The sequence below is a fragment of the Vibrio sp. 661 genome, assembly GCF_033339315.1.
Taxonomy (GTDB): Bacteria; Pseudomonadota; Gammaproteobacteria; order Enterobacterales; family Vibrionaceae; genus Vibrio; species Vibrio alginolyticus.
Genome location: NZ_JAWOUJ010000001.1, coordinates 893,088 through 911,439, shown reverse-complemented (window position 1 = coordinate 911,439; position 18,352 = coordinate 893,088). Strand labels below are relative to the sequence as shown.

Genomic DNA, 18,352 nt, shown 5'->3' with positions numbered 1-18,352 from the left:
ATAGGGGTATACATGATTAATTTTGATGTTCTCAATACATACATGGATAACGACGTAGATCTGATCGTCACTGTTTTTTCTACATACCTTGAAGATCACACGAATGATATAGAGTGTATAGATGAGCTATATACAAGCAGATGTTGGTCAGAACTCTATCTATTAGCGCATAGTTTAAAGGGCATTCTAGAGAGTTTCGGAGAAGACACCGCGGTCATTGCGTTTCAAAGAATAGAAGAAAAAACCAGAAACGATACAGCGCCAGATAGCTCAGATATAGCTATAGTTACTAAAGAGCTAGCTGCAATTAATCAACAAATCTTCGCTTACTTGAAGAATATGCAATAAAGAAATTCAAGGCTTAACTGGGGGAAATATGGCAATGAATAATAGCAATTTCAGGGAGTTGATTGAGTCTCTCAAAGACCTAACACCAACTCAAAAAAGGTACTTACTTAGCCGTACAAAGATGGCGCTAGATGATGAAAGTAATATGTTAAACATCAGTGATATTCTAACACCAGAAGAGTTGGAGGCGTTACTATCACCGGCACCAACAACGAATACAAAATAACAATGATATACAACGCTACCGTCAGATTAACGCTAGGGACCAAGTGAAGGAAATCGACTTTGCTTGGTTGTTAGTTTCTCTCCCTATTCCTTTTCACTACAACAAACGTATTGTTTTCGAAACCTTTTTCCAATTTAAACAGGTCAGATAATTGAGCGACTAACATCAGTCCGCGACCAGAGGAGGACCAACTATCGTCATCCATTAAGTTAGGTGCCTCAATCTGTTTGTTTTTATGTTGGATGAACGTCTTTTCATTGATCGGCGCTCCGCAATCAGAGACTCTCAGTTCCACGAAACCGGACACTTGGTCATCCCCAACCCTACACTCCACTTCAATTGGCAGGCCTTCTATTTCACTGTAAGAATGAATATAAGCGTTATTCATGAGCTCAACGACACAAAGCTCCAATGATTGAATTGCTTTTAAGGGGATTTGATGACCCATCAAAAACCGAACAACGTCTTTGCTCGCACTTCGTGAGTGAGTAAGGGAGCTCCCGTAAGTTCGTTTAAATTCGCTCTTTGACATTCTTTTCCTTAAATCGAGCCTCTCACCATGCCATTTTACCTGTAAAAGGCTGGCATCATCATCAAACTCATCTTCGTTATGCCAAGATTGTACTTTTTTAAAGACGTCTCCCACTTGGTCTTCAACTGTCAGCGTGCAAACAGCTTTTATACTCGATGCCAATCGTTGTAGTGAAAACATCTCCTCACCCTGCCTCGCTTCAATCAAACCATCCGAATAAAGCCACAATGCATCGCCCTCATCCAGACTAATTTGGTTACCGATATATTCCATCGGCTGCATTGCACCAACGATAAAGTTATCGTCACCTATCTGTTCCATCGTTTTCGTACTCGCTCGCCAAACTAAGATCCTGGGGTGGCCAGCCGTGCAATAGCTAAGTCGCCCTGATTTTGTGTTAAGAATGGCGTAAGCCATAGTAAAGTAAAGTTGACTGTTTCTAGTTTGCTGATAACGCCGATTTAGCCGTTCAATCACAGATGCAGGCTCACTTACGCAATAGCCGTCATCTCTCAACTCCATCGTGATCGAATCAGGCCCCTGACTTTGAGATAGCGTCTGTTGAATAGAAAAAGCCATCAAAGCTGAAGAAATACCATGACCAGAAACATCAAATACATAAAACGCAACATGTTGTTCATCGAGCTCCAAATACCCCAACATATCACCACCAATCTGGGAGCATGGTTTGTAGACGTAACTAAACTGTATATTTTGGATAGTTGATTCAGCAGGGAGTAGTTGCTCCATCAGATGACTAGCAGACTGTAGGTCTTGGTGAATTGTTTGATAGGCCGCATCTAGCTCTTTATTTCTCTCAACGAGTTTGTTGTGCAGTTCTAAAGTACGAAACCCCGCACGGATTCTGGCCTGAAGTTCCTCTACAGACGTCTTCTTATCTACGAAATCATCTGCGCCAGCATCAATGCCTTTCACGATCGAACTTTGGTCATTTCTAGAAGACAGTAGAACAAAGAAAATGTAACGTTCGCTAACTTTAGATTTTAATTGGCGACACAATTCAATACCATTAATTCCAGGCATCATTAAATCACTCAGCACAAACTGAATATCAGGGCGGTGGGTTAGCACCTCAAGCGCCGCTCTTCCGTCTTCAACTGCAACCACTTCATAGCCCTGCTTTTCCAATGCACTGCTGATGTAAAGCAGTACTGTTTTACTATCATCGACCAAAAGAATGGGTTTCATCTTCCTCCTTAATACGGTTGCTTTACTGGCTAACGCAAAACACTAGTCACTGACTGCTCATTTCTAAAACGGCTGTAGTCTTCGGCTAATAATTGGTGTTGATATCGAGTGTAAGACAACGCTTCATTAGAAATTAGTATCTGATGCTCTTTTTCGATTAACTGACTTTGTAGCCTTTCAATCTGTTCATTCTGCTGTGTGTAATTGAGGTACAGTGCGAATAGACCAAAAACCGAAACCATTAACAGGGCGATTAGAATATTATTGATAGTTTTCACTTGAATACTCATGACCTCTCCTTGTCTATTATTAGACTTTCCATGATGAAAGAGAGCGTCTACGGACCAAGAGCCCAAGGCTCTAAAACGCAACGAAGCAAATTGAGGTTGTTTTTCCAATTATAGGCGATAGGAGAAAAAATAAGAAAAATCTGAAAAAATTTGAATATCCTGCTGAGTTAAGAATCGGTAAGGTGGTAGCAGCGAGCTATCATCCACTCGCTGCAATACATTAACTCTGAAATGCAGGTCTAGCTAAAATTTGGTTATACCATCGAGCAATGTTTGGCGACGTCGATAGCACATCAATTTCTAGGCCTTTAATTGCGAAACTGATCAAAATAAAGCCTGTTATATCGACGATAGTAAAATGGTCTACGGCGATAAAATAATTATGTTCAAGCCGCTTGTCTAAGACAGGCAGAAATTCATAGACGCGTTGTTTTGATTCTTCGCCCCATGCTTCAACGCAACGTTCTCTGTCTCCATAAACTCCGGTCATGTTTCGAAACGCCTGAAATGCCGCATTTAGTCCTTGGAACTCCACCACACGATGCCACATTTCCACCTGAGCACGTTCAAGCTGGTTAGCACCAAACAGCGCCAGATCATTTTCAAACGCTTCATCTAGGTAGCGACAAATCGCAACGCTTTCACAGATCGTCGTACCATCATCCAATTCCAGCAGAGGCACTTTGCCGTTCACGCTTTTCGATTTAAACGGTTCAGATAGGTTATCGCCCTCACGAACGTTCAGCGCAATTCGCTCAACCTCGCCACCGATTTCCTTTAGAAAAATGCTAACTCGCTTACAACTTGGAGTCATTGCGGTTTCATAGAGCTTCATTTCACATCCTTTTATCTTTTTCTAACCGATTGGTTAGGATATACTGTAGCCAGTTTATAAACGATCAGTCAAGAACTTCACTATCAAAAATTTTCAAACAGTTGTGGGTCTGTTTGCTGAGCGAGATTTTTGATGCCGTTTGTGAGTTCACATGAATTTGGAGGCTGATACCCAAGAATAGATGGGTATTCATCATATTGGTTCAGTTCGAACGCTAGAGGTTCTCTGTACCATCCCTCCAAAGCAATTTAATTACCCGATAAGCAGACCCAGGCAGGTAATTTATGGCAAGAAAAGCCAACTTCGACCGAGATGAAAAGCTTCTCGTGGCTATGGATGTGTTTTGGCGCAAGGGCTTTGCGAACACGTCGATCTCGGATCTCACCGACGAGTTAAACATCAACCGCTTCAGTCTTTACAACACCTATGGTGACAAGCAACAGCTCTACTACGAAGCGCTCGATACTTACTTAAAAAAGGTCTCGCTACCGTCACTGAATGATTTGGAAAAAGACGATGCGTCTTTACCTGAGTTGGAATCGTTCCTTAAATCTTTTGCTGAGCTGCAACGCAAACGCAACTGTGGGTGTTTTATCCAAAATGCGTTGATTGAGCACGCTGGTGAAGACGATGATGTACTGCGTAAAGGGCATTTTTTGTTTGACCATCTTATCGACATCATTGCGGATGCGCTGACCAATGCACAAAAAGAAACCTTAGTGCCGAAAACGCTGAAACCAGAAGAGCTTGCTCGTTTTGTTCTCAACAACATGCAAGGCATGCGCGTGCTTGGCAAAGCCAAACGTTATGCCGACTTGGATACCGCGCTTTCCTGCTTACTGGTTTTGATTAGGAAATAACATGTCGATTGAAGTGATAGCAGTACGCCTTACCAAAGGCATGGACTTAAAGCTGAGCCTAGCGAAATTGGTCGAGCAGCATGGTATCAAAGCAGGCTCGATTGCTTCATGCGTTGGCTGTATCTCTCACCTCAACCTTCGTTTGGCAGGTGCAGAGAGTACGTTAACCAAACAAGAGCCATTTGAAATCGTCTCTGTGATGGGAACACTAACGCCTGAGCATCAGCACGTTCATATCTCAGTGTCTGATCGTGATGGACTAGTTTGGGGTGGGCATTTGCTGGAAGGCACAGTGATTGATACTACCGCAGAATTGATCATCCATTCTTACTCAGAACTTGAGTTTACCAGAACGATGGACGACTCGACTGGCTATACCGAGCTGAAAGTGAATCCTTCCAAATAGTAAAAAGCTCCAGAGCCATACTGTGCTGTCTCTGGAGCTTTATTCGCTTGTCTCTTACGCTAAGAATTTACTCATATCGAGCAAGCTAATTTCGAGGATCATTCTTCGGCTAAATAACAAACCTGATTATCGTCGATCGTTACTTGCCACGTTTTTAGACAGTGCGCTTCGTCTTCCAAACATTGCCCACTCTTTAAACTGAAGTGCTGTTTATACAGTGGTGATGCAACACACATCTCACCATCAATATCACCGACAATCCCTCGACTCATTACATAAGCCTTACCTATTGGGTCCCAGTCCTGAACAGCGTAAACACCGCTATCTGGAATGTAGAACAACGCCACATGCTCGCCTTCAATCAATACAGTAGCACCGATAAACGGCATTAAGTCATCAAGCTGACACAAATTCACTTTGGTTAACGCTGCCATTTACACCTCCTGTTTCACTGGAATACGCTGACCGCGCACACGTTGGTACGGCAAGACTTTGCTGCCCGACGTGCTGTTCAAGAAAGGACGGAAGCGTTGCAATTTCTGAGGATTATCCAACGTACTCTTCCACTCACATTGATACGTATCTACGACTCGTGCCATTTGTTCATCCAAAGAATCACATAGGTTGAGAGAGTCATCCAAAATCACTTGTTTAAGGTAATCTAGGCCCCCTTCCATGTTCTCCATCCACACCGACGTGCGCTGCAAGCGATCTGCGGTGCTGACGTAGAACATCAATACTCGGTCGATCATGGTGATCAACTCTGATTTGGATAAGTCAGATGCAAACAAATCAGCGTGTCGTGGTCTCATGCCGCCATTACCACAAACGTATAGATTCCAGCCGTTTTCGGTGGCGATCACCCCAATGTCTTTACTTTGCGCTTCTGCACACTCGCGAGTACAGCCCGATACGGCAAACTTAAGCTTATGGGGCGCTCGCAATCCTTTGTAGCGGTTCTCTAACTCAATGGCTAACCCAACCGAATCATCAACACCATAACGACACCAAGTAGAACCGACGCAAGATTTCACGGTGCGCACCGATTTGCCGTAGGCGTGCCCTGTTTCAAAACCAGCATCAATCAAGGTTTGCCAGATTTCAGGAAGCTGTTCTAACTGCGCACCAAATAAATCTACGCGCTGACCGCCAGTGATCTTGGTGTACAGATCGTATTGCTGAGCAACTTCACCTAGCACGATAAGTTTGTCTGGTGTGATTTCGCCGCCCGGAACACGAGGCACAATCGAGTAAGAACCATCTTTTTGCAGGTTTGCCATAAAGGCATCATTAGAATCTTGCAGAGATTGATGCTGTGGCTCCATGATGTGTTCATTCCACAAAGAAGCAAACACAGATGCTGCCGTAGGCTTACAGATATCACACCCATACCCTTTGCCATGCAGTGCAATTAAGGTGTCGAAGTCTTTGATTTGTTCCACCTGGCAAATATGGAACATCTCTTGGCGACTGAGCTCAAAGTGCTCACAAAGGTGGTTGTTGACCTCTACCCCCATGGCTGCCAATTGAGTATCCAATACCGACTTCACCATATTGCTACAGCCACCACAGCCAGTACCGGCTTTGGTGTTGGCTTTAAGATCTGTCAGGTTGGTAGTGCCAGCTTGAATCTCGGCAACTAAGTCGCCTTTTGTGACGTTGTGACAAGAGCAGATGATAGCGCTGTCTGGCATCTCTCCATCAAGCATTCCGGTATCAAATAGCAGGTTCGCCGCGTGGTCTGGCAGGACCGTTTTGTTCAAATAACACTGTAAGAGCGCATCGTAATCGCTGTTGTCACCAACAAGAATTGCACCGAGCAATTGGGTGCCGCTCGCATCAACCACCAGCTTTTTGTAGATGCCTGCGACCGCATCTTGCAAGACCATTTCTTGAGCACCTTCGGTTTGCATTTGTGCATCGCCGATAGACGCCACATCCACCCCAAGTAGCTTGAGCTTGGTGCTCATGTCTGCGCCTTTAAAACCTTCGCTTGGCATACCAGTCAAGACATCGGCAGTGGTTCTCGCCATGGTGTAACCGGGTGCGACTAAACCAAAGATCTTCTGCTCCCAAAGGGCACATTCGCCAATCGCGTATATGTTCTCATCGCTGGTTTGGCATTGGTTGTTAATCACAATGCCGCCTCGCTCGCCTATTTCTAGCTCAGCCAGCCTTGCCAACTCATCTTGAGGACGAATGCCTGCGGAGAAGACAATCACATCCACTTCGAGAGGATCTTTGTCTTTAAACACCATGCGATGCTTAGCCGTTTCACCATCGCAGATTCGCTCCGTCCCCGTTGAGGTGTGAACGGTTAGTCCTAGCGCTTCAATCTTCTCTTTTAACACTAAACCAGCACCATCATCTAACTGTACGGGCATCAGGCGAGGTGCAAACTCAATGACGTGAGTTTCTAGCCCCAATAGTTTGAGTGCGTTTGCCGCTTCTAAACCCAACAAGCCACCACCAATCACTGCGCCTGTTCTTGCACCTTCACATGCCTTTTTGATTTGTGAAAGATCATCAAGCGTGCGGTAGACAAACACGTTGTCGCGGTCTTTACCTTCAATTGGCGGCACAAATGGGTACGAACCAGTAGCGAGCACAAGTTGGTCGTAACCCAGCACATCTTCACCATCAAGCAGAATGCGCTTTTGCTCTCTGTCGATGCCTGTTACTTGGCTGCCAAGTACGAGTTGGATGCCATGCATGTCGTACCATTCTTGGTTACTCAGCATCAAATCATCATGAGACTTACCCGCAAACAAAGAGGACAACTGTACACGGTCATACGCGATAAAGCGCTCTACACCAATCACGGTAATTCGGTGCTCCAAATGCGCGTTTTTCTGCACTAATTGCTCGACGAGGTGTTGCCCGACCATACCGTTGCCTACCACAACGATGTGGCTCAATGCGTTCTTTACTGGAATCGTTAAAGGACTGTTCATCGCTGCCTCCTTATGCCGTTTGCGCTGCGGTTTTGGGTTTGTCTTCTTTCGAAACAGGAATCTCGACTTTGGATTGCTTCTCATAAAGGAACTTCAACACGGCTTGTCGACACTTCTGATACTGCGCATCATCCGCCAGTGCGACACGCTCACGAGGGCGAGGTAGGTTCACTTCTAACACTTCACCAATGGTTGCCGCCGGTCCGTTAGTCATCATCACGATTTTGTCGGATAGCAGCACCGCTTCATCCACGTCGTGGGTAATCATGATGACAGTGTTGTTTAGCTCGGCTTGAATCTTCATCAGTGCATCCTGTAAGTGCGCACGAGTCAACGCATCCAGCGCACCAAATGGCTCATCCATCAGCAAAACCTTTGGTTGAAGTGCCAGTGCTCTCGCAATGCCGACTCGCTGCTTCATACCGCCCGAGATTTCATCCGGCTTTTTGTGCGCAGCATGCTGCATTTGAATCAACTCCAAATAGTGGTTCACTTGTTCCTGAATCCACGCTTTGCCCTTTTTGCCGGCAATTTGTTTTACTGCAAGCTCAACGTTTTGATACACGGTTAACCAAGGCAATAATGAATGGTTTTGGAATACCACTGCGCGGTCGGGTCCCGGCCCTGCCACCTCTCGTCCATCGACTATTACGCCGCCGTCTGTTGGCATGTGTAGCCCTGCGACTAAGTTTAATACCGTTGATTTACCGCAGCCAGAGTGACCAATTAGGGATACAAACTCACCTTTATTGATTTGTAAATCGACGTTCTTAAGCGCGATGAACTCGCCATCTGGCGTTGGGAATCGCATCCCTAAACGCGTTAGATCTAATAATGCTTTTTCCATGATCGTTTCCCTTATCTCAACGCTTGTTGTTTATTCCAAGACAGCCACTTTTGAAGTTGCAGCATGCCTCTATCGAGCATCAAACCGATAAAACCAATGGTGATGACTGCCACCATGATGCGCCCCAATGATGCCGAGCTGCCGTTCTGGAATTCATCCCAAACGAACTTGCCTAACCCCGGGTTCTGAGCGAGCATTTCTGCCGCAATCAACACCATCCAAGCGATACCTAAAGAGAGACGTAAACCTGTGAAGATCATTGGAATGGCAGAAGGTAAAACGATAGTGCGAATGTGCTGCCACCACGAAAGTTGGAGCACTTTGCTCACGTTGATTAAGTCTTTATCAACGCTCGTTACACCCACAGCGGTATTAATCAGCGTCGGCCATAAGCTACATAGCGCTACTGTGATCAGAGAGTTAATGAACGACTTAGCAAACATCGGGTCATCACTCACATAAGTGGCACTTACAACCATGGTAACGATGGGTAGCCAAGCTAAAGGTGATACGGGCTTGAGCAGTTGAATGATTGGGTTGAACGCTTGATACAGCCCTTGATTAAGACCAAGCACGATGCCAAGCGGAATCGCGATAATCGTCGCCAGCAGAAAGCCCGCGGTCACAGTCACTAAGCTAGTCACGATTTGGTCGAAGAACGTCGGTTTACCTGTGTAAGGACGAATCTTCACTTCCGCGTCTGGATTCTTCGCTAACTTCGCAGCATTGCGCTTTTCCTGACGCTCGATAAACGCTTGTTCCTTTTCTCGCTCTTGCCAATGGTCATCGACAAGGTTGCTGAACTGCTGAAAAGTTTGCACAGGTCCCGGTAGCGTACCTAATGAAGTTTGCACTTCTCTCGCCGCTAAGTGCCACATTGCCAAAAAGATCAGCAAGCCAATGACGGGCAAAAGCACCAGCCGACTTCGGTTCACTACCTGCTTAGCAGGAAACAGGGAAATGACATTACTAGACATACTCACTCCTAAGAAATTTACATCCTTGTTGCCACAAGCGAATTCCCTCGCCTGTGGCGTTTATCGTTATGGTTAAACCTTGTCTTTTCCTTTAAGCCCGATAGAGAACTTCTCTAGATATTTATTTGGCTCGCGACCGTCATAAACGATGTTGTCGATAAAGTGTGTTTGTGGCGCACGGAAACCATCTTCAGCACTAAAATCTGGGAAGTCTTTTTTGCTCAACACACCATCTTCAATCAGTGCTTGAGCCGCTTGTTGGTAAATGTCCGGACGGTAAACCTCTTTTGCGACATCCATGTACCAATCATCGGATTTCTCGCTTGAGATTTGCCCCCAGCGACGCATTTGGGTCAGGTACCAAATCGCATCGCTGTAATACGGATAAGTGGCGTTATGACGGAAGAACACGTTGAAGTCTGGCACGTCTCGTTTGTCGCCTTTCTCGTATTCAAATGTGCCGGTCATGGAGTTGGCGATAACTTCAGCATCGGCTCCAACGTATTCGCTTTTTGATAGCATCTTCACTGCGTCTTGGCGGTTGGCATTGTCGTTTTCATCCAACCAATGTGCCGCTCGAATCAAGGCTTTCACTACGCGAATGTGCGTGTTTGGATACTTCTCAGCCCAAGCTTTGGAAACACCAAACACTTTCTCTGGGTTGTTCTTCCAGATCTCGTAATCGGTCACAACTGGCGTACCAATGCCTTTAAACACAGCTTGTTGGTTCCATGGTTCGCCAACGCAGTACCCTTTGATCGTGCCCGCTTCCATTGTTGCTGGCATTTGTGGTGGCGGTGTAACACTCAAAAGAACGTCAGCATCCAACTGACCACTGTTATCGCCTGAGTCTGGCGCGTAAAAACCTGGGTGAATCCCACCTGCCGCTAGCCAGTATCGCAATTCATAGTTGTGCGTCGATACAGGGAACACCATACCCATGTTGAACGGTTTGCCTTTATCCAGATAGCTGTCGACCACAGGCTTCAGTGCATCCGCTTTGATTGGGTGAACAGGTTTGCCATCTGGTTGCTTTGGAATGTACTGCTTCATCTGTTCCCAAGTATCATTGGAAACCGTGATTGCGTTGCCGTTCAAATCCATACTGAACGCGGTAATCACTTCTGCTTTTGTGCCAACACCAATCGTTGCGCCCAATGGCTGACCAGCAAGCATGTGCGCGCCAGCAAGCTCACCGTCGATGACTCGGTCTAATAGCACCTTCCAGTTTGCTTGTGCTTCTAAAGTGACGTACAAGCCTTCGTCTTCAAAAAAGCCTTTCTCATAAGCAACCGCCAGCGGTGCCATATCGGTTAACTTAATAAAACCAAACTTCAGATCTTCAATTTCTGGCTCACCCAACTCTGCCTTTACACTGACCGCGGTGAATACCGATAACGAAATTGCTGACACTTTCAGCATCGAACTCCATTTCATTGGTTTGCTCCCATAAAAAAAGCGCCACTACTCCGAAGAGCAGTAGCGCCGTTGCTAAGTCTACAATTACCGCCGTTGATAATTGAGATAAGCGATTCAACAATAAACCCAATTCTTCTAATCCAATTACTGTGCCAACTTATTTTTCACAGTAAATACAATAGATTAGTATATCTTTCCGTTTGTTATTCCCTGTTATTGCTTGCTGATAGTGCAACACGCACCACGTTAGAAAATGCACTCTAACCCCAAAGTGGTAGAGCAACTAATCAAGCACCTCCAAAGTAGTTATCAAATTCTTGGCAACTTGTGCGAGCGTTTGGCTCGATTGCATGGCTGAATTTCTAAGTGCTTTATAAGCCTGTTCTTCATCAACGCTGTGCATCTTCATCAGCAGACCTTTGGCTTTTTCCACCAGCTTGCGCTCTTCAATCTTATGGGTCAGCGATTCAATTTCCGATTGCATACTTTCGAATTTCGCTCTCACTAATGCCGCATGTTCAATCCAAGGTTGAAGTGCAAATTCACTATCGTGCGGCATGAGCACATAGTCCATTTTTTCTGATAACCGATTGATATCATTGGATGATAATTGCTTTAAGACGATAAGAAGTGGTGCCGATTTTCTGCGGCAGAAATCGACGATTAAACGCAGTTCTGCCGTTGGCTGCTGCCATCCAACCACAACGCTTGCTGACGGTTCTCGTTGCATTAACGTTTCTAGTTGTGCCAATTGGCAACCGATGATGTTGTCGTAATCTTTGCTCAATAAGCCGGACAATCGAGCCTGCTCTTGGAGGCTATCACAGCATACTATGATGGGTGTTTTTGACGTAGATTGAGTCATGCACATTCCTTGTTTATATCTCACTCACTAAGAGAGACATAACAAGGAATGTGCCAACTAAAGTAGACGCGTTTTAACTAGAGGCGAGATGTTCTTTGAAGAAGCCGAGTGTGCGCTCCCAAGCGAGTGCTGCTTCTTCCGGTGCGTAGCGTGCTGTTGAGTCGTTATGGAAGCCGTGGTTGACGTTCTCATACATTAACGCTTGATACTGTGCGTCGGTCGCGATTAACTGCTGCTCATAGGCAGGCCATGTGTCGTTAACACGCTTATCGAGCCCTGCAAAATGAATCATCAACGGTCCTTTGACTTGCTTTTGGATCTCTTGTGCCGCTGGTGTTCCATAAAAAGGCACACCTGCATCGAGCTCTTCAGGCATTACCGCTGCAAGCATATTGACAATGTATCCACCGAAGCAAAATCCAACCGCGCCCAATTTACCGTTGCCACCCTCGTATTGTTTGAGGAAGTTCGCGGCTGCAATAAAGTCTTGTTCGATCTTGGCTCTGTCCATCCCTTTCTGCATGGCGCGCCCCTCATCGTCGTTCCCCGGATAGCCGCCGAGTGGATAAAGTGCGTCTGGTGCGAAAGCAATAAAGCCATCTTTTGCAAGTCGTCTTGCGACATCTTTGATATAAGGGTTCAGACCTCGGTTTTCATGGATCACCAACACAGTCGGCGATTTTAAGGTCTTCTTCTGTGGCATCACCAAATAACCACGCCCTTCTCCATGCCCATTTGGAGATGGAAAGGTTTCGTAAGTTGCTTTAATGTCAGGATCGTTAAATGAAACTTGTTCTGCCAGTGCTTAATTCGGGGTTAACGCATCGACCAGTGCTGTCATGCTAAAGCCAAGCACCGCAAGGCCACCCAGCCTATTTAGAAACTCACGGCGCGAGATTTTTCCGTGGGCGTATTCGTCGTACCAATCGAAGGCTTCTTGCGGGATCGGATGAGAAGCCTTTTCACTAGGAGTGGTATGCTTTAGAACCATTATCCATGTCCTCTGTGTCTTACCATATGGGATTTTCTCATTCTCAAACGCGAAGCTAAAAACGAACGCGATTGAGGCTAAAACTGCGGTTTCACCACTCTGATACGGAGCAAGGTTGTGAAACACATCATTGGCGAGCTAGGATCTTTTACCTTCTTCAAACAATAGATAATGGATTCAGATTCAACAACTTTGCGTCGTTGGTTTTACATTAATTGACAATAGTGTGTCATTGTTGGCCGCAATAGGCTTGCCAGTAAGAGAAAGCTCGTTCGAATGCTTTTTCCCTGTCGTGTATTTGTGCAAACAAAACCACTGTCATGGTAGCGAGAACCGTATTTGCCATTTGGTTCATGTCATCTTCTGACGTCCCAAACGGGCAGTTCACAGGCATTGGCACCTCAGACAGCATTTGCTCCGTCCAGTAGTGCGATGTCACGCCGCTTGTTTGGCTTAGCCATACCGTTTGGCTTACTTTCGGGTTGTATTCTGACTCACCCGATTGTCCTTTGAATGACACAACGGCATGAGCGGTTTGACCAATCTCGTATTCGACTTCAGCATGAAGTTGTTGGAATCCCGGATGGAAGCTACCACGAATACCAACCGTCGCCTGCCCCGGATTCAGTGCTCGAACCACGGTATTAATCGGCGTTCTAAGCCCATAACGATTCTTCCAACCGATCATGGTTTCTGCTTGAGGAGCAAACGCACTGAGCGGCAGATACACAATGTTTTGTGTTTCTAACACACGCTTTGCGTCTTCTGCTGATTCCGCTTGCGTAATAGCAAATTTGTCGAGGTAGTCTTCAGCGTGTAAACGTCCAGATTGACGGTCGTGATAGCCGTGCATCAGCACTTTATGACCATTATCGGAGAGGATCTTCGCTGCCAACAGGTGCCAAGGCTGACCTGCCGCTTCACGTTTGCCCGCATAACATGGCCAATCAATATCTGCACCAATAGCTGGCATACGGGATTGGAATGCTTTCACAAAGCCAGCGATTTCTTGTTGAGTCTCGTTCTGTACGCGGATCAGCATCAACAGCATTGCCATCTGATCATCATCGCACTCACCGTTTAGGTATTCATCCATAACTCGAAACGCTTGGTCAAAGTTCAGTGGTTTTCTACCACGTTCGCCACGACCGACTGTTCTAATACATTCCAAAATGCTGCTCATATTCCCTCGTATTCCGTCACTGACTGTACGGTTTCTATTAGTTGTTCGCGCAGTTTGACAACTTCTCCCATCACAATCAATGCTGGGCTCACGCCTTTAAGTGTAATCGATAAATCATTGAGCTGATTGAGTTGTGTAACGTGCACTTGTTGTTGAGGGCTGCAACCATGAGTGATGATCGCGACTGGGAAATCTGCTCTCAAACCAGAGCCTATTAAACCCGTTTGTATTTGCGATGACTTTTCTAACCCCATATAGAAGACTAACGTTTGTCCGCTTTGCATCAGTTGGCTCCACGCCTCAAATGCGCCTGTTACCACTTGCCCTGTCACAAAGGTAACGCTGCGAGCAACGCCACGATGAGTCAGCGGAATCAAGCTGTTTGCTGAACATCCAATCGCAGCAGTAATACCGGGGATGACTTCGTAAGCGATTGAGTGTTTGACGAGTGCTAACGCCTCTTCGCCTCCACGGCCAAATACAAAAGGATCTCCCCCTTTTAAGCGTACAACTCGCTTCCCTTGCTGAGCGAGCGATACCATCAAATCACAGATTTCTTCCTGACCAATACTGGGTTGTCCGCATCGTTTGCCCACGTAAATCCAATCGGCTTGTGGCGAAGCCAACTCCAAAATATCTTTGTTAACCAAACGGTCGTACAGCAGAACCTCTGCCGACATAATCGCTTTCACAGCCTTCACGGTTAACAAGTCAGGATCGTGCGGCCCTGCTCCAACAATCGAGACAAAACCTTTGTGGTTCGCGTCGAGGTCTACTGAACGGTCTTCTAAAAGTTGGTTCAGTTTGCTTGCTTGGTCATGCTTAGAAAAGCGAGACGAGCTTTCTTGATTCTGACTCGCTTGTCCTTTCTTAAACCAAGACTTTTGATAAGGCGCTTCCATGTGCTTATCCTCTTTATGACTTACTTTATTTGAATAGCCAGACTTTGCTGGTTCGCTTGCTGTTTGCCCTTTTGATGCTGATGGCTGTCGACCATTTGTTTGATTTGAGAGACGCACGAGCCACAGTTAGTGCCGCATTTTAGTTTGTTTTGAAGTTGAGTCAGTGAAGTGCAGTCTTGTTTCTCCATCGCGTCATGTATTTGTTTATCGGTGACGCGGAAACAACTACAAACCAGTTTGGCGCAGCTTTGCGATTGAGTGATGGTAAGCAGTTGCGATAGCTCCATCGGTTTGCCAATCAAGCCGGTAAAGTTCGTGTAGCCGGTTTGAATCGGTTCACTAGACACCACCAAAACAGAGCGAATGATACGAACGTCTCCAACAAGGTCGTAATCCACCGCGAGCCAACCTTGGGCAATATCTATCGTAATTCTGCGGCTCTTTTCCGTTCGACAAAAACTCTGCTTCTTTGGTCGCTTATCGTGTGCAAAGCGCCAGATGCCCAAGTTGCTTTCTGCTTGAAATGCGCTGTAGAGAAATTTACCGGAATCAAACTGTGTACCGATGAACATACCGTAGGTTTTTACCGCCGCATCTTGCACTTCAACATAAGACGACTTAAATGCAGGCTGCCCGGAAATACGGTCTTTTGCGCTGTTTACTATCGCGTTAACACTGCTTTCACCGCCATATCGACCCGCCCAGTGCATTGACATAAATAGCTCTTGAAAACCCAAACCTTCATCAATGGCAACTTTGGCATAAATACTGGTGTTTGAAGCAGGCTGAAACAGCTTGGTGAGTTGTCCTGCTTTTAAGCGATTTTGAGTAGCAGAGAGTGTGTTCATGTACACGGTTGGTTCTAACTCAGAGGCGGCAAGGTGTGCGATATGACCTGTGCGCGTCATGGTATGCCATTGATCGCGTTGCCTGCCCGTATTGAGCCACCAGCCTTTTGTTCTTTCTAAACGCGTTGGAGATTCACTGGTCAAGACAAAACGCGCTTTTCCATCTTGGTGCGAATAGATTCCATCAGCAAAAGGACGCTCTCCTCCCCATTGTGTCGGCACCCACTCTTCGTATTCTTGCTCGGTTAAGTTGGCGTATTGAGAAAGATCTAGCTTCAATGGCGAATCTGCATTCATGCCTGTCATCGCCGCATATTCTCTGAATACCGCCCGCTCAGAAGTAAACGCAAAACCATTTTGTGTCTTTTCCAATGCACACAGAGCTTGCCCGACTTGGCTTATCGCCCACCAATCTGATTTTGCTTCACCCGGAGGCGCTTGAAACTGGCGCTGCCTAGAAAGTCGACGCTCAGAGTTAGTTACCATGCCTTGCTTCTCACCCCAACCAGCGGCGGGCAGCAACAGATCCGCGTAATGCGCTACATCCGAATCCGCTGTGATATCGGAAACAATCACAAACGGACAAATCTCTAGTGCACGTTTTACCAATTGGTTATCTGGTAAAGAGACAACTGGATTGGTTGCCATGACCCAGAGAACTTTAATCTCACCACGTTCTACCGCCTCAAACAGCTCAACGGCTTTTAAACCGGGCTGAGTGGCAATTTCTGGTGAATCCCAAAACGCCTGCACTTGCTTGATAGACTCTGCGTCAAAAGCACGATGAACCGCTAATTGATTTGCCAATCCACCGACTTCTCGCCCACCCATCGCATTCGGCTGACCTGTAATAGAAAACGGCCCGCAACCTGACTTAGCAATTTTACCTGACGCCAAATGTGCATTAATAATGGCATTGCCTTTATCGACACCATTTTCGGCTTGGTTAACCCCTTGGCAAAACAACGTGATTGCAGTTGGGCTTTGTGCAAACCATTGGAAGAATGTCGTGAGTTTTTCTTCTGAAATCCCAATGGAAGACGTTAGATTAGTGACATCGTAACGCAAGTCAGAGACTTCTTCTGCAAGCGCATCAAACCCGTCGGTATAGGAATTTATGTATTCAGAATCAATGCATTGCTGCTCAATAAGAAACTTCAGCAGCCCATTGAAGAGTGACACATCACCATCGTTTTTAATCGGTAGATGCAAATCAGCTTGCTGCGCGGTGACCGTTTTACGCGGGTCAATGACCACCAGCTTGAGGTTAGGATTGTTTTCTCTCGCTTGTTGAATACGTCGGAATAAAACAGGATGCGTCCAAGCGGTATTAGCACCGCAAATTATCAATAGCTCAGTCTTATCAATGTCATCGTAATTGACGGGAACGACATCTTCACCAAATGCTCGTACATGAGCCGCAACCGCCGAAGACATACACAAACGGGAGTTCGTATCGATGTTTGCGCTGCCAACATAGCCTTTCATGAGTTTGTTGGCGACGTAATAGTCTTCCGTCAACAACTGGCCAGAAACATACATCGCGACGGAATCCGGTCCAAACTCCGCTTTCGCTTGATGAATCTTTTCTGCAATTAGATCCGTGGCTTGTTGCCATTGTACTTCTTGCCCTTGAGGTCGCTGCTTGGTGACAAGCTTTGGATACAGCAAACGTGAAGGCATATTCAAGCTCTCTGCCAACGCGACGCCCTTTACGCACAGTGATCCCGCATTTGCAGGATGACACGCATCCCCAACGATTCCTTTCGCATTGACCTCGACACCACATCCAACACCACAATAGGGACAAGTGGTTTTTTTGCATCCTTGCGACATAACACCTCCAGTGCGATTCAGCCCAACTTACTAGCAAAAAAAAAGCCTCTCCCGAATCGAGAGAGGCAGCAATGCCTTTAACGCTGTTAGTACATTTTCAAAAAGTAATACCCTATACCGCTCTCGCCTGCTATTGAGAGCGGTGCATCGAGTTATCGATGAACGTTTATGTAAAGCAAGTGAGGTGCCAAGATTAAAAACCATTACTATACAAAAGGTTAGCTTAAAACCAATTATAGCAACGTAATGCTACGCACTGATTGTGTGCAAATTTCGGTCATTATCGTGCAGTATTACTTTACTAATTCCATGACTAACCTGGATTCTTCGTCACCAAAATAATGCGCTTCTTCTTCTAACGTTTTAAAGCCAAGGGAGAGGTATAAAGACAATGCAGGTTGGTTCTTAGGATCGACAGTCAATTTCACGCTTGAGCCTAACGTCAACGGCTCAATTACGTTTTCTAGGAGGGAACGCGCAATACCTTTACCTCTATGTTGAATATCGACGGCCAATGACATGATCCAATATTGATGTGCATTTGTGCTAGTCGTTAGCAATATATACCCTGCGACCTGCTCTCCCTCTTTTGCTACCAGTAAACTCTCTCCCCAACAATCAAAAGCTTGCCGAAAGAAAAATTGAGGATAGGCGTGTTCTCCAAATAAAGTATTTTCGAGCTTATATATGGCAAATAAGTCCTCTTTTTGCGCAGACAAAATGTCCATTCAATGACTCCTTCTTTAACATGAATGGCAGCAGTATACCTAAATCTCATCTAAATGACGGGACACAAACATCTCAATTAAGTGCTTAAGAAATGT

The 18,352-nt window shown here is 45.9% G+C and carries 17 protein-coding genes and 1 pseudogene; 4 read left to right on the top strand and 14 right to left on the bottom strand.

Annotation, left to right across the window (positions count from 1 at the left end):
- Positions 1 to 12: 12 nt before the first annotated feature.
- Complete coding sequence (locus R7P69_RS04085; protein ID WP_238952599.1) at positions 13 to 348, top strand: Hpt domain-containing protein; 336 nt, start codon at positions 13 to 15, stop codon at positions 346 to 348.
- Positions 349 to 382: 34 nt separating this feature from the next.
- On the top strand, positions 383 to 574 hold the full coding sequence (locus tag R7P69_RS04080) for a hypothetical protein (protein WP_025767706.1): 192 nt from the start codon (positions 383 to 385) through the stop codon (positions 572 to 574).
- A 70-nt stretch (positions 575 to 644) separates the two neighbouring features.
- On the opposite strand, the gene R7P69_RS04075 is transcribed toward R7P69_RS04080, so the two are convergent.
- The 3 genes from R7P69_RS04075 to R7P69_RS04065 all read right to left on the bottom strand — a co-directional run bounded on the left by R7P69_RS04075 (position 645) and on the right by R7P69_RS04065 (position 3,440).
- Positions 645 to 2,315: a SpoIIE family protein phosphatase gene (locus tag R7P69_RS04075; protein ID WP_238952598.1), complete on the bottom strand. Its 1,671-nt coding sequence runs from the start codon at positions 2,313 to 2,315 to the stop codon at positions 645 to 647.
- A 29-nt stretch (positions 2,316 to 2,344) separates the two neighbouring features.
- Positions 2,345 to 2,605, bottom strand: a complete 261-nt coding sequence (locus R7P69_RS04070) for a hypothetical protein (RefSeq protein ID WP_017820228.1) — start codon at positions 2,603 to 2,605, stop codon at positions 2,345 to 2,347.
- Positions 2,606 to 2,825: 220 nt separating this feature from the next.
- Complete coding sequence (locus tag R7P69_RS04065; RefSeq protein ID WP_005387550.1) at positions 2,826 to 3,440, bottom strand: glutathione S-transferase family protein; 615 nt, start codon at positions 3,438 to 3,440, stop codon at positions 2,826 to 2,828.
- 284 nt (positions 3,441 to 3,724) lie between these two features.
- Between R7P69_RS04065 and R7P69_RS04060 the strand changes: the two genes are divergently transcribed.
- Together R7P69_RS04060 and R7P69_RS04055 are read left to right on the top strand one after the other, a co-directional pair.
- A complete protein-coding gene (locus R7P69_RS04060) occupies positions 3,725 to 4,300 on the top strand; it encodes a TetR/AcrR family transcriptional regulator (RefSeq protein WP_005375904.1) in 576 nt (191 codons plus the stop codon).
- A gap of 1 nt (position 4,301) precedes the next feature.
- The gene (locus R7P69_RS04055; protein WP_054701378.1) at positions 4,302 to 4,706 is read left to right on the top strand and encodes a PPC domain-containing DNA-binding protein; all 405 of its coding nucleotides are present in this window, start codon (positions 4,302 to 4,304) and stop codon (positions 4,704 to 4,706) included.
- Positions 4,707 to 4,804: 98 nt separating this feature from the next.
- Here R7P69_RS04055 and nirD read toward each other — a convergent pair whose 3' ends face one another.
- The 11 genes and pseudogenes from nirD to R7P69_RS04000 all read right to left on the bottom strand — a co-directional run bounded on the left by nirD (position 4,805) and on the right by R7P69_RS04000 (position 18,256).
- The gene (gene nirD / locus R7P69_RS04050) at positions 4,805 to 5,140 is read right to left on the bottom strand and encodes a nitrite reductase small subunit NirD (protein ID WP_171342577.1); all 336 of its coding nucleotides are present in this window, start codon (positions 5,138 to 5,140) and stop codon (positions 4,805 to 4,807) included.
- Complete coding sequence (gene nirB, locus R7P69_RS04045; RefSeq protein WP_238952597.1) at positions 5,141 to 7,660, bottom strand: nitrite reductase large subunit NirB; 2,520 nt, start codon at positions 7,658 to 7,660, stop codon at positions 5,141 to 5,143. It abuts the gene before it with no gap.
- 10 nt (positions 7,661 to 7,670) lie between these two features.
- Entirely contained in the window at positions 7,671 to 8,507 is an 837-nt protein-coding gene (locus R7P69_RS04040) for an ABC transporter ATP-binding protein (protein ID WP_053053060.1), read from the bottom strand.
- A gap of 11 nt (positions 8,508 to 8,518) precedes the next feature.
- Positions 8,519 to 9,484, bottom strand: a complete 966-nt coding sequence (locus R7P69_RS04035) for an ABC transporter permease (RefSeq protein WP_053303689.1) — start codon at positions 9,482 to 9,484, stop codon at positions 8,519 to 8,521.
- Positions 9,485 to 9,556: 72 nt separating this feature from the next.
- A complete protein-coding gene (locus R7P69_RS04030) occupies positions 9,557 to 10,921 on the bottom strand; it encodes a CmpA/NrtA family ABC transporter substrate-binding protein (RefSeq protein WP_136976415.1) in 1,365 nt (454 codons plus the stop codon).
- Between the two features lie 265 nt (positions 10,922 to 11,186).
- Positions 11,187 to 11,768, bottom strand: a complete 582-nt coding sequence (locus R7P69_RS04025) for an ANTAR domain-containing response regulator (protein ID WP_039985085.1) — start codon at positions 11,766 to 11,768, stop codon at positions 11,187 to 11,189.
- Positions 11,769 to 11,841: 73 nt separating this feature from the next.
- A pseudogene (locus R7P69_RS04020) lies at positions 11,842 to 12,759 on the bottom strand (dienelactone hydrolase family protein).
- A 229-nt stretch (positions 12,760 to 12,988) separates the two neighbouring features.
- Entirely contained in the window at positions 12,989 to 13,942 is a 954-nt protein-coding gene (locus R7P69_RS04015) for a glycosyl transferase family protein (protein WP_238952596.1), read from the bottom strand.
- Complete coding sequence (gene cobA, locus R7P69_RS04010; protein WP_238952595.1) at positions 13,939 to 14,844, bottom strand: uroporphyrinogen-III C-methyltransferase; 906 nt, start codon at positions 14,842 to 14,844, stop codon at positions 13,939 to 13,941. Before cobA ends, R7P69_RS04015 begins: the two co-directional genes overlap by 4 nt.
- A gap of 20 nt (positions 14,845 to 14,864) precedes the next feature.
- Complete coding sequence (locus tag R7P69_RS04005; RefSeq protein WP_238952594.1) at positions 14,865 to 17,528, bottom strand: nitrate reductase; 2,664 nt, start codon at positions 17,526 to 17,528, stop codon at positions 14,865 to 14,867.
- Between the two features lie 293 nt (positions 17,529 to 17,821).
- Positions 17,822 to 18,256: a GNAT family N-acetyltransferase gene (locus tag R7P69_RS04000; protein ID WP_238952593.1), complete on the bottom strand. Its 435-nt coding sequence runs from the start codon at positions 18,254 to 18,256 to the stop codon at positions 17,822 to 17,824.
- Positions 18,257 to 18,352 lie beyond the last annotated feature (96 nt).

What these genes read in the sequence shown, in the direction of transcription:
- R7P69_RS04085 (WP_238952599.1), top strand. Translation starts at nt 13, where the DNA reads ATGATTAATTTTGATGTTCTCAATACATACATGGATAACGACGTAGAT.
- R7P69_RS04080 (WP_025767706.1), top strand. Translation starts at nt 383, where the DNA reads ATGAATAATAGCAATTTCAGGGAGTTGATTGAGTCTCTCAAAGACCTA.
- R7P69_RS04075 (WP_238952598.1), bottom strand. Translation starts at nt 2,315, where the DNA reads ATGAAACCCATTCTTTTGGTCGATGATAGTAAAACAGTACTGCTTTAC.
- R7P69_RS04070 (WP_017820228.1), bottom strand. Translation starts at nt 2,605, where the DNA reads ATGAGTATTCAAGTGAAAACTATCAATAATATTCTAATCGCCCTGTTA.
- R7P69_RS04065 (WP_005387550.1), bottom strand. Translation starts at nt 3,440, where the DNA reads ATGAAGCTCTATGAAACCGCAATGACTCCAAGTTGTAAGCGAGTTAGC.
- R7P69_RS04060 (WP_005375904.1), top strand. Translation starts at nt 3,725, where the DNA reads ATGGCAAGAAAAGCCAACTTCGACCGAGATGAAAAGCTTCTCGTGGCT.
- R7P69_RS04055 (WP_054701378.1), top strand. Translation starts at nt 4,302, where the DNA reads ATGTCGATTGAAGTGATAGCAGTACGCCTTACCAAAGGCATGGACTTA.
- nirD (WP_171342577.1), bottom strand. Translation starts at nt 5,140, where the DNA reads ATGGCAGCGTTAACCAAAGTGAATTTGTGTCAGCTTGATGACTTAATG.
- nirB (WP_238952597.1), bottom strand. Translation starts at nt 7,660, where the DNA reads ATGAACAGTCCTTTAACGATTCCAGTAAAGAACGCATTGAGCCACATC.
- R7P69_RS04040 (WP_053053060.1), bottom strand. Translation starts at nt 8,507, where the DNA reads ATGGAAAAAGCATTATTAGATCTAACGCGTTTAGGGATGCGATTCCCA.
- R7P69_RS04035 (WP_053303689.1), bottom strand. Translation starts at nt 9,484, where the DNA reads ATGTCTAGTAATGTCATTTCCCTGTTTCCTGCTAAGCAGGTAGTGAAC.
- R7P69_RS04030 (WP_136976415.1), bottom strand. Translation starts at nt 10,921, where the DNA reads ATGAAATGGAGTTCGATGCTGAAAGTGTCAGCAATTTCGTTATCGGTA.
- R7P69_RS04025 (WP_039985085.1), bottom strand. Translation starts at nt 11,768, where the DNA reads ATGACTCAATCTACGTCAAAAACACCCATCATAGTATGCTGTGATAGC.
- R7P69_RS04015 (WP_238952596.1), bottom strand. Translation starts at nt 13,942, where the DNA reads ATGAGCAGCATTTTGGAATGTATTAGAACAGTCGGTCGTGGCGAACGT.
- cobA (WP_238952595.1), bottom strand. Translation starts at nt 14,844, where the DNA reads ATGGAAGCGCCTTATCAAAAGTCTTGGTTTAAGAAAGGACAAGCGAGT.
- R7P69_RS04005 (WP_238952594.1), bottom strand. Translation starts at nt 17,528, where the DNA reads ATGTCGCAAGGATGCAAAAAAACCACTTGTCCCTATTGTGGTGTTGGA.
- R7P69_RS04000 (WP_238952593.1), bottom strand. Translation starts at nt 18,256, where the DNA reads ATGGACATTTTGTCTGCGCAAAAAGAGGACTTATTTGCCATATATAAG.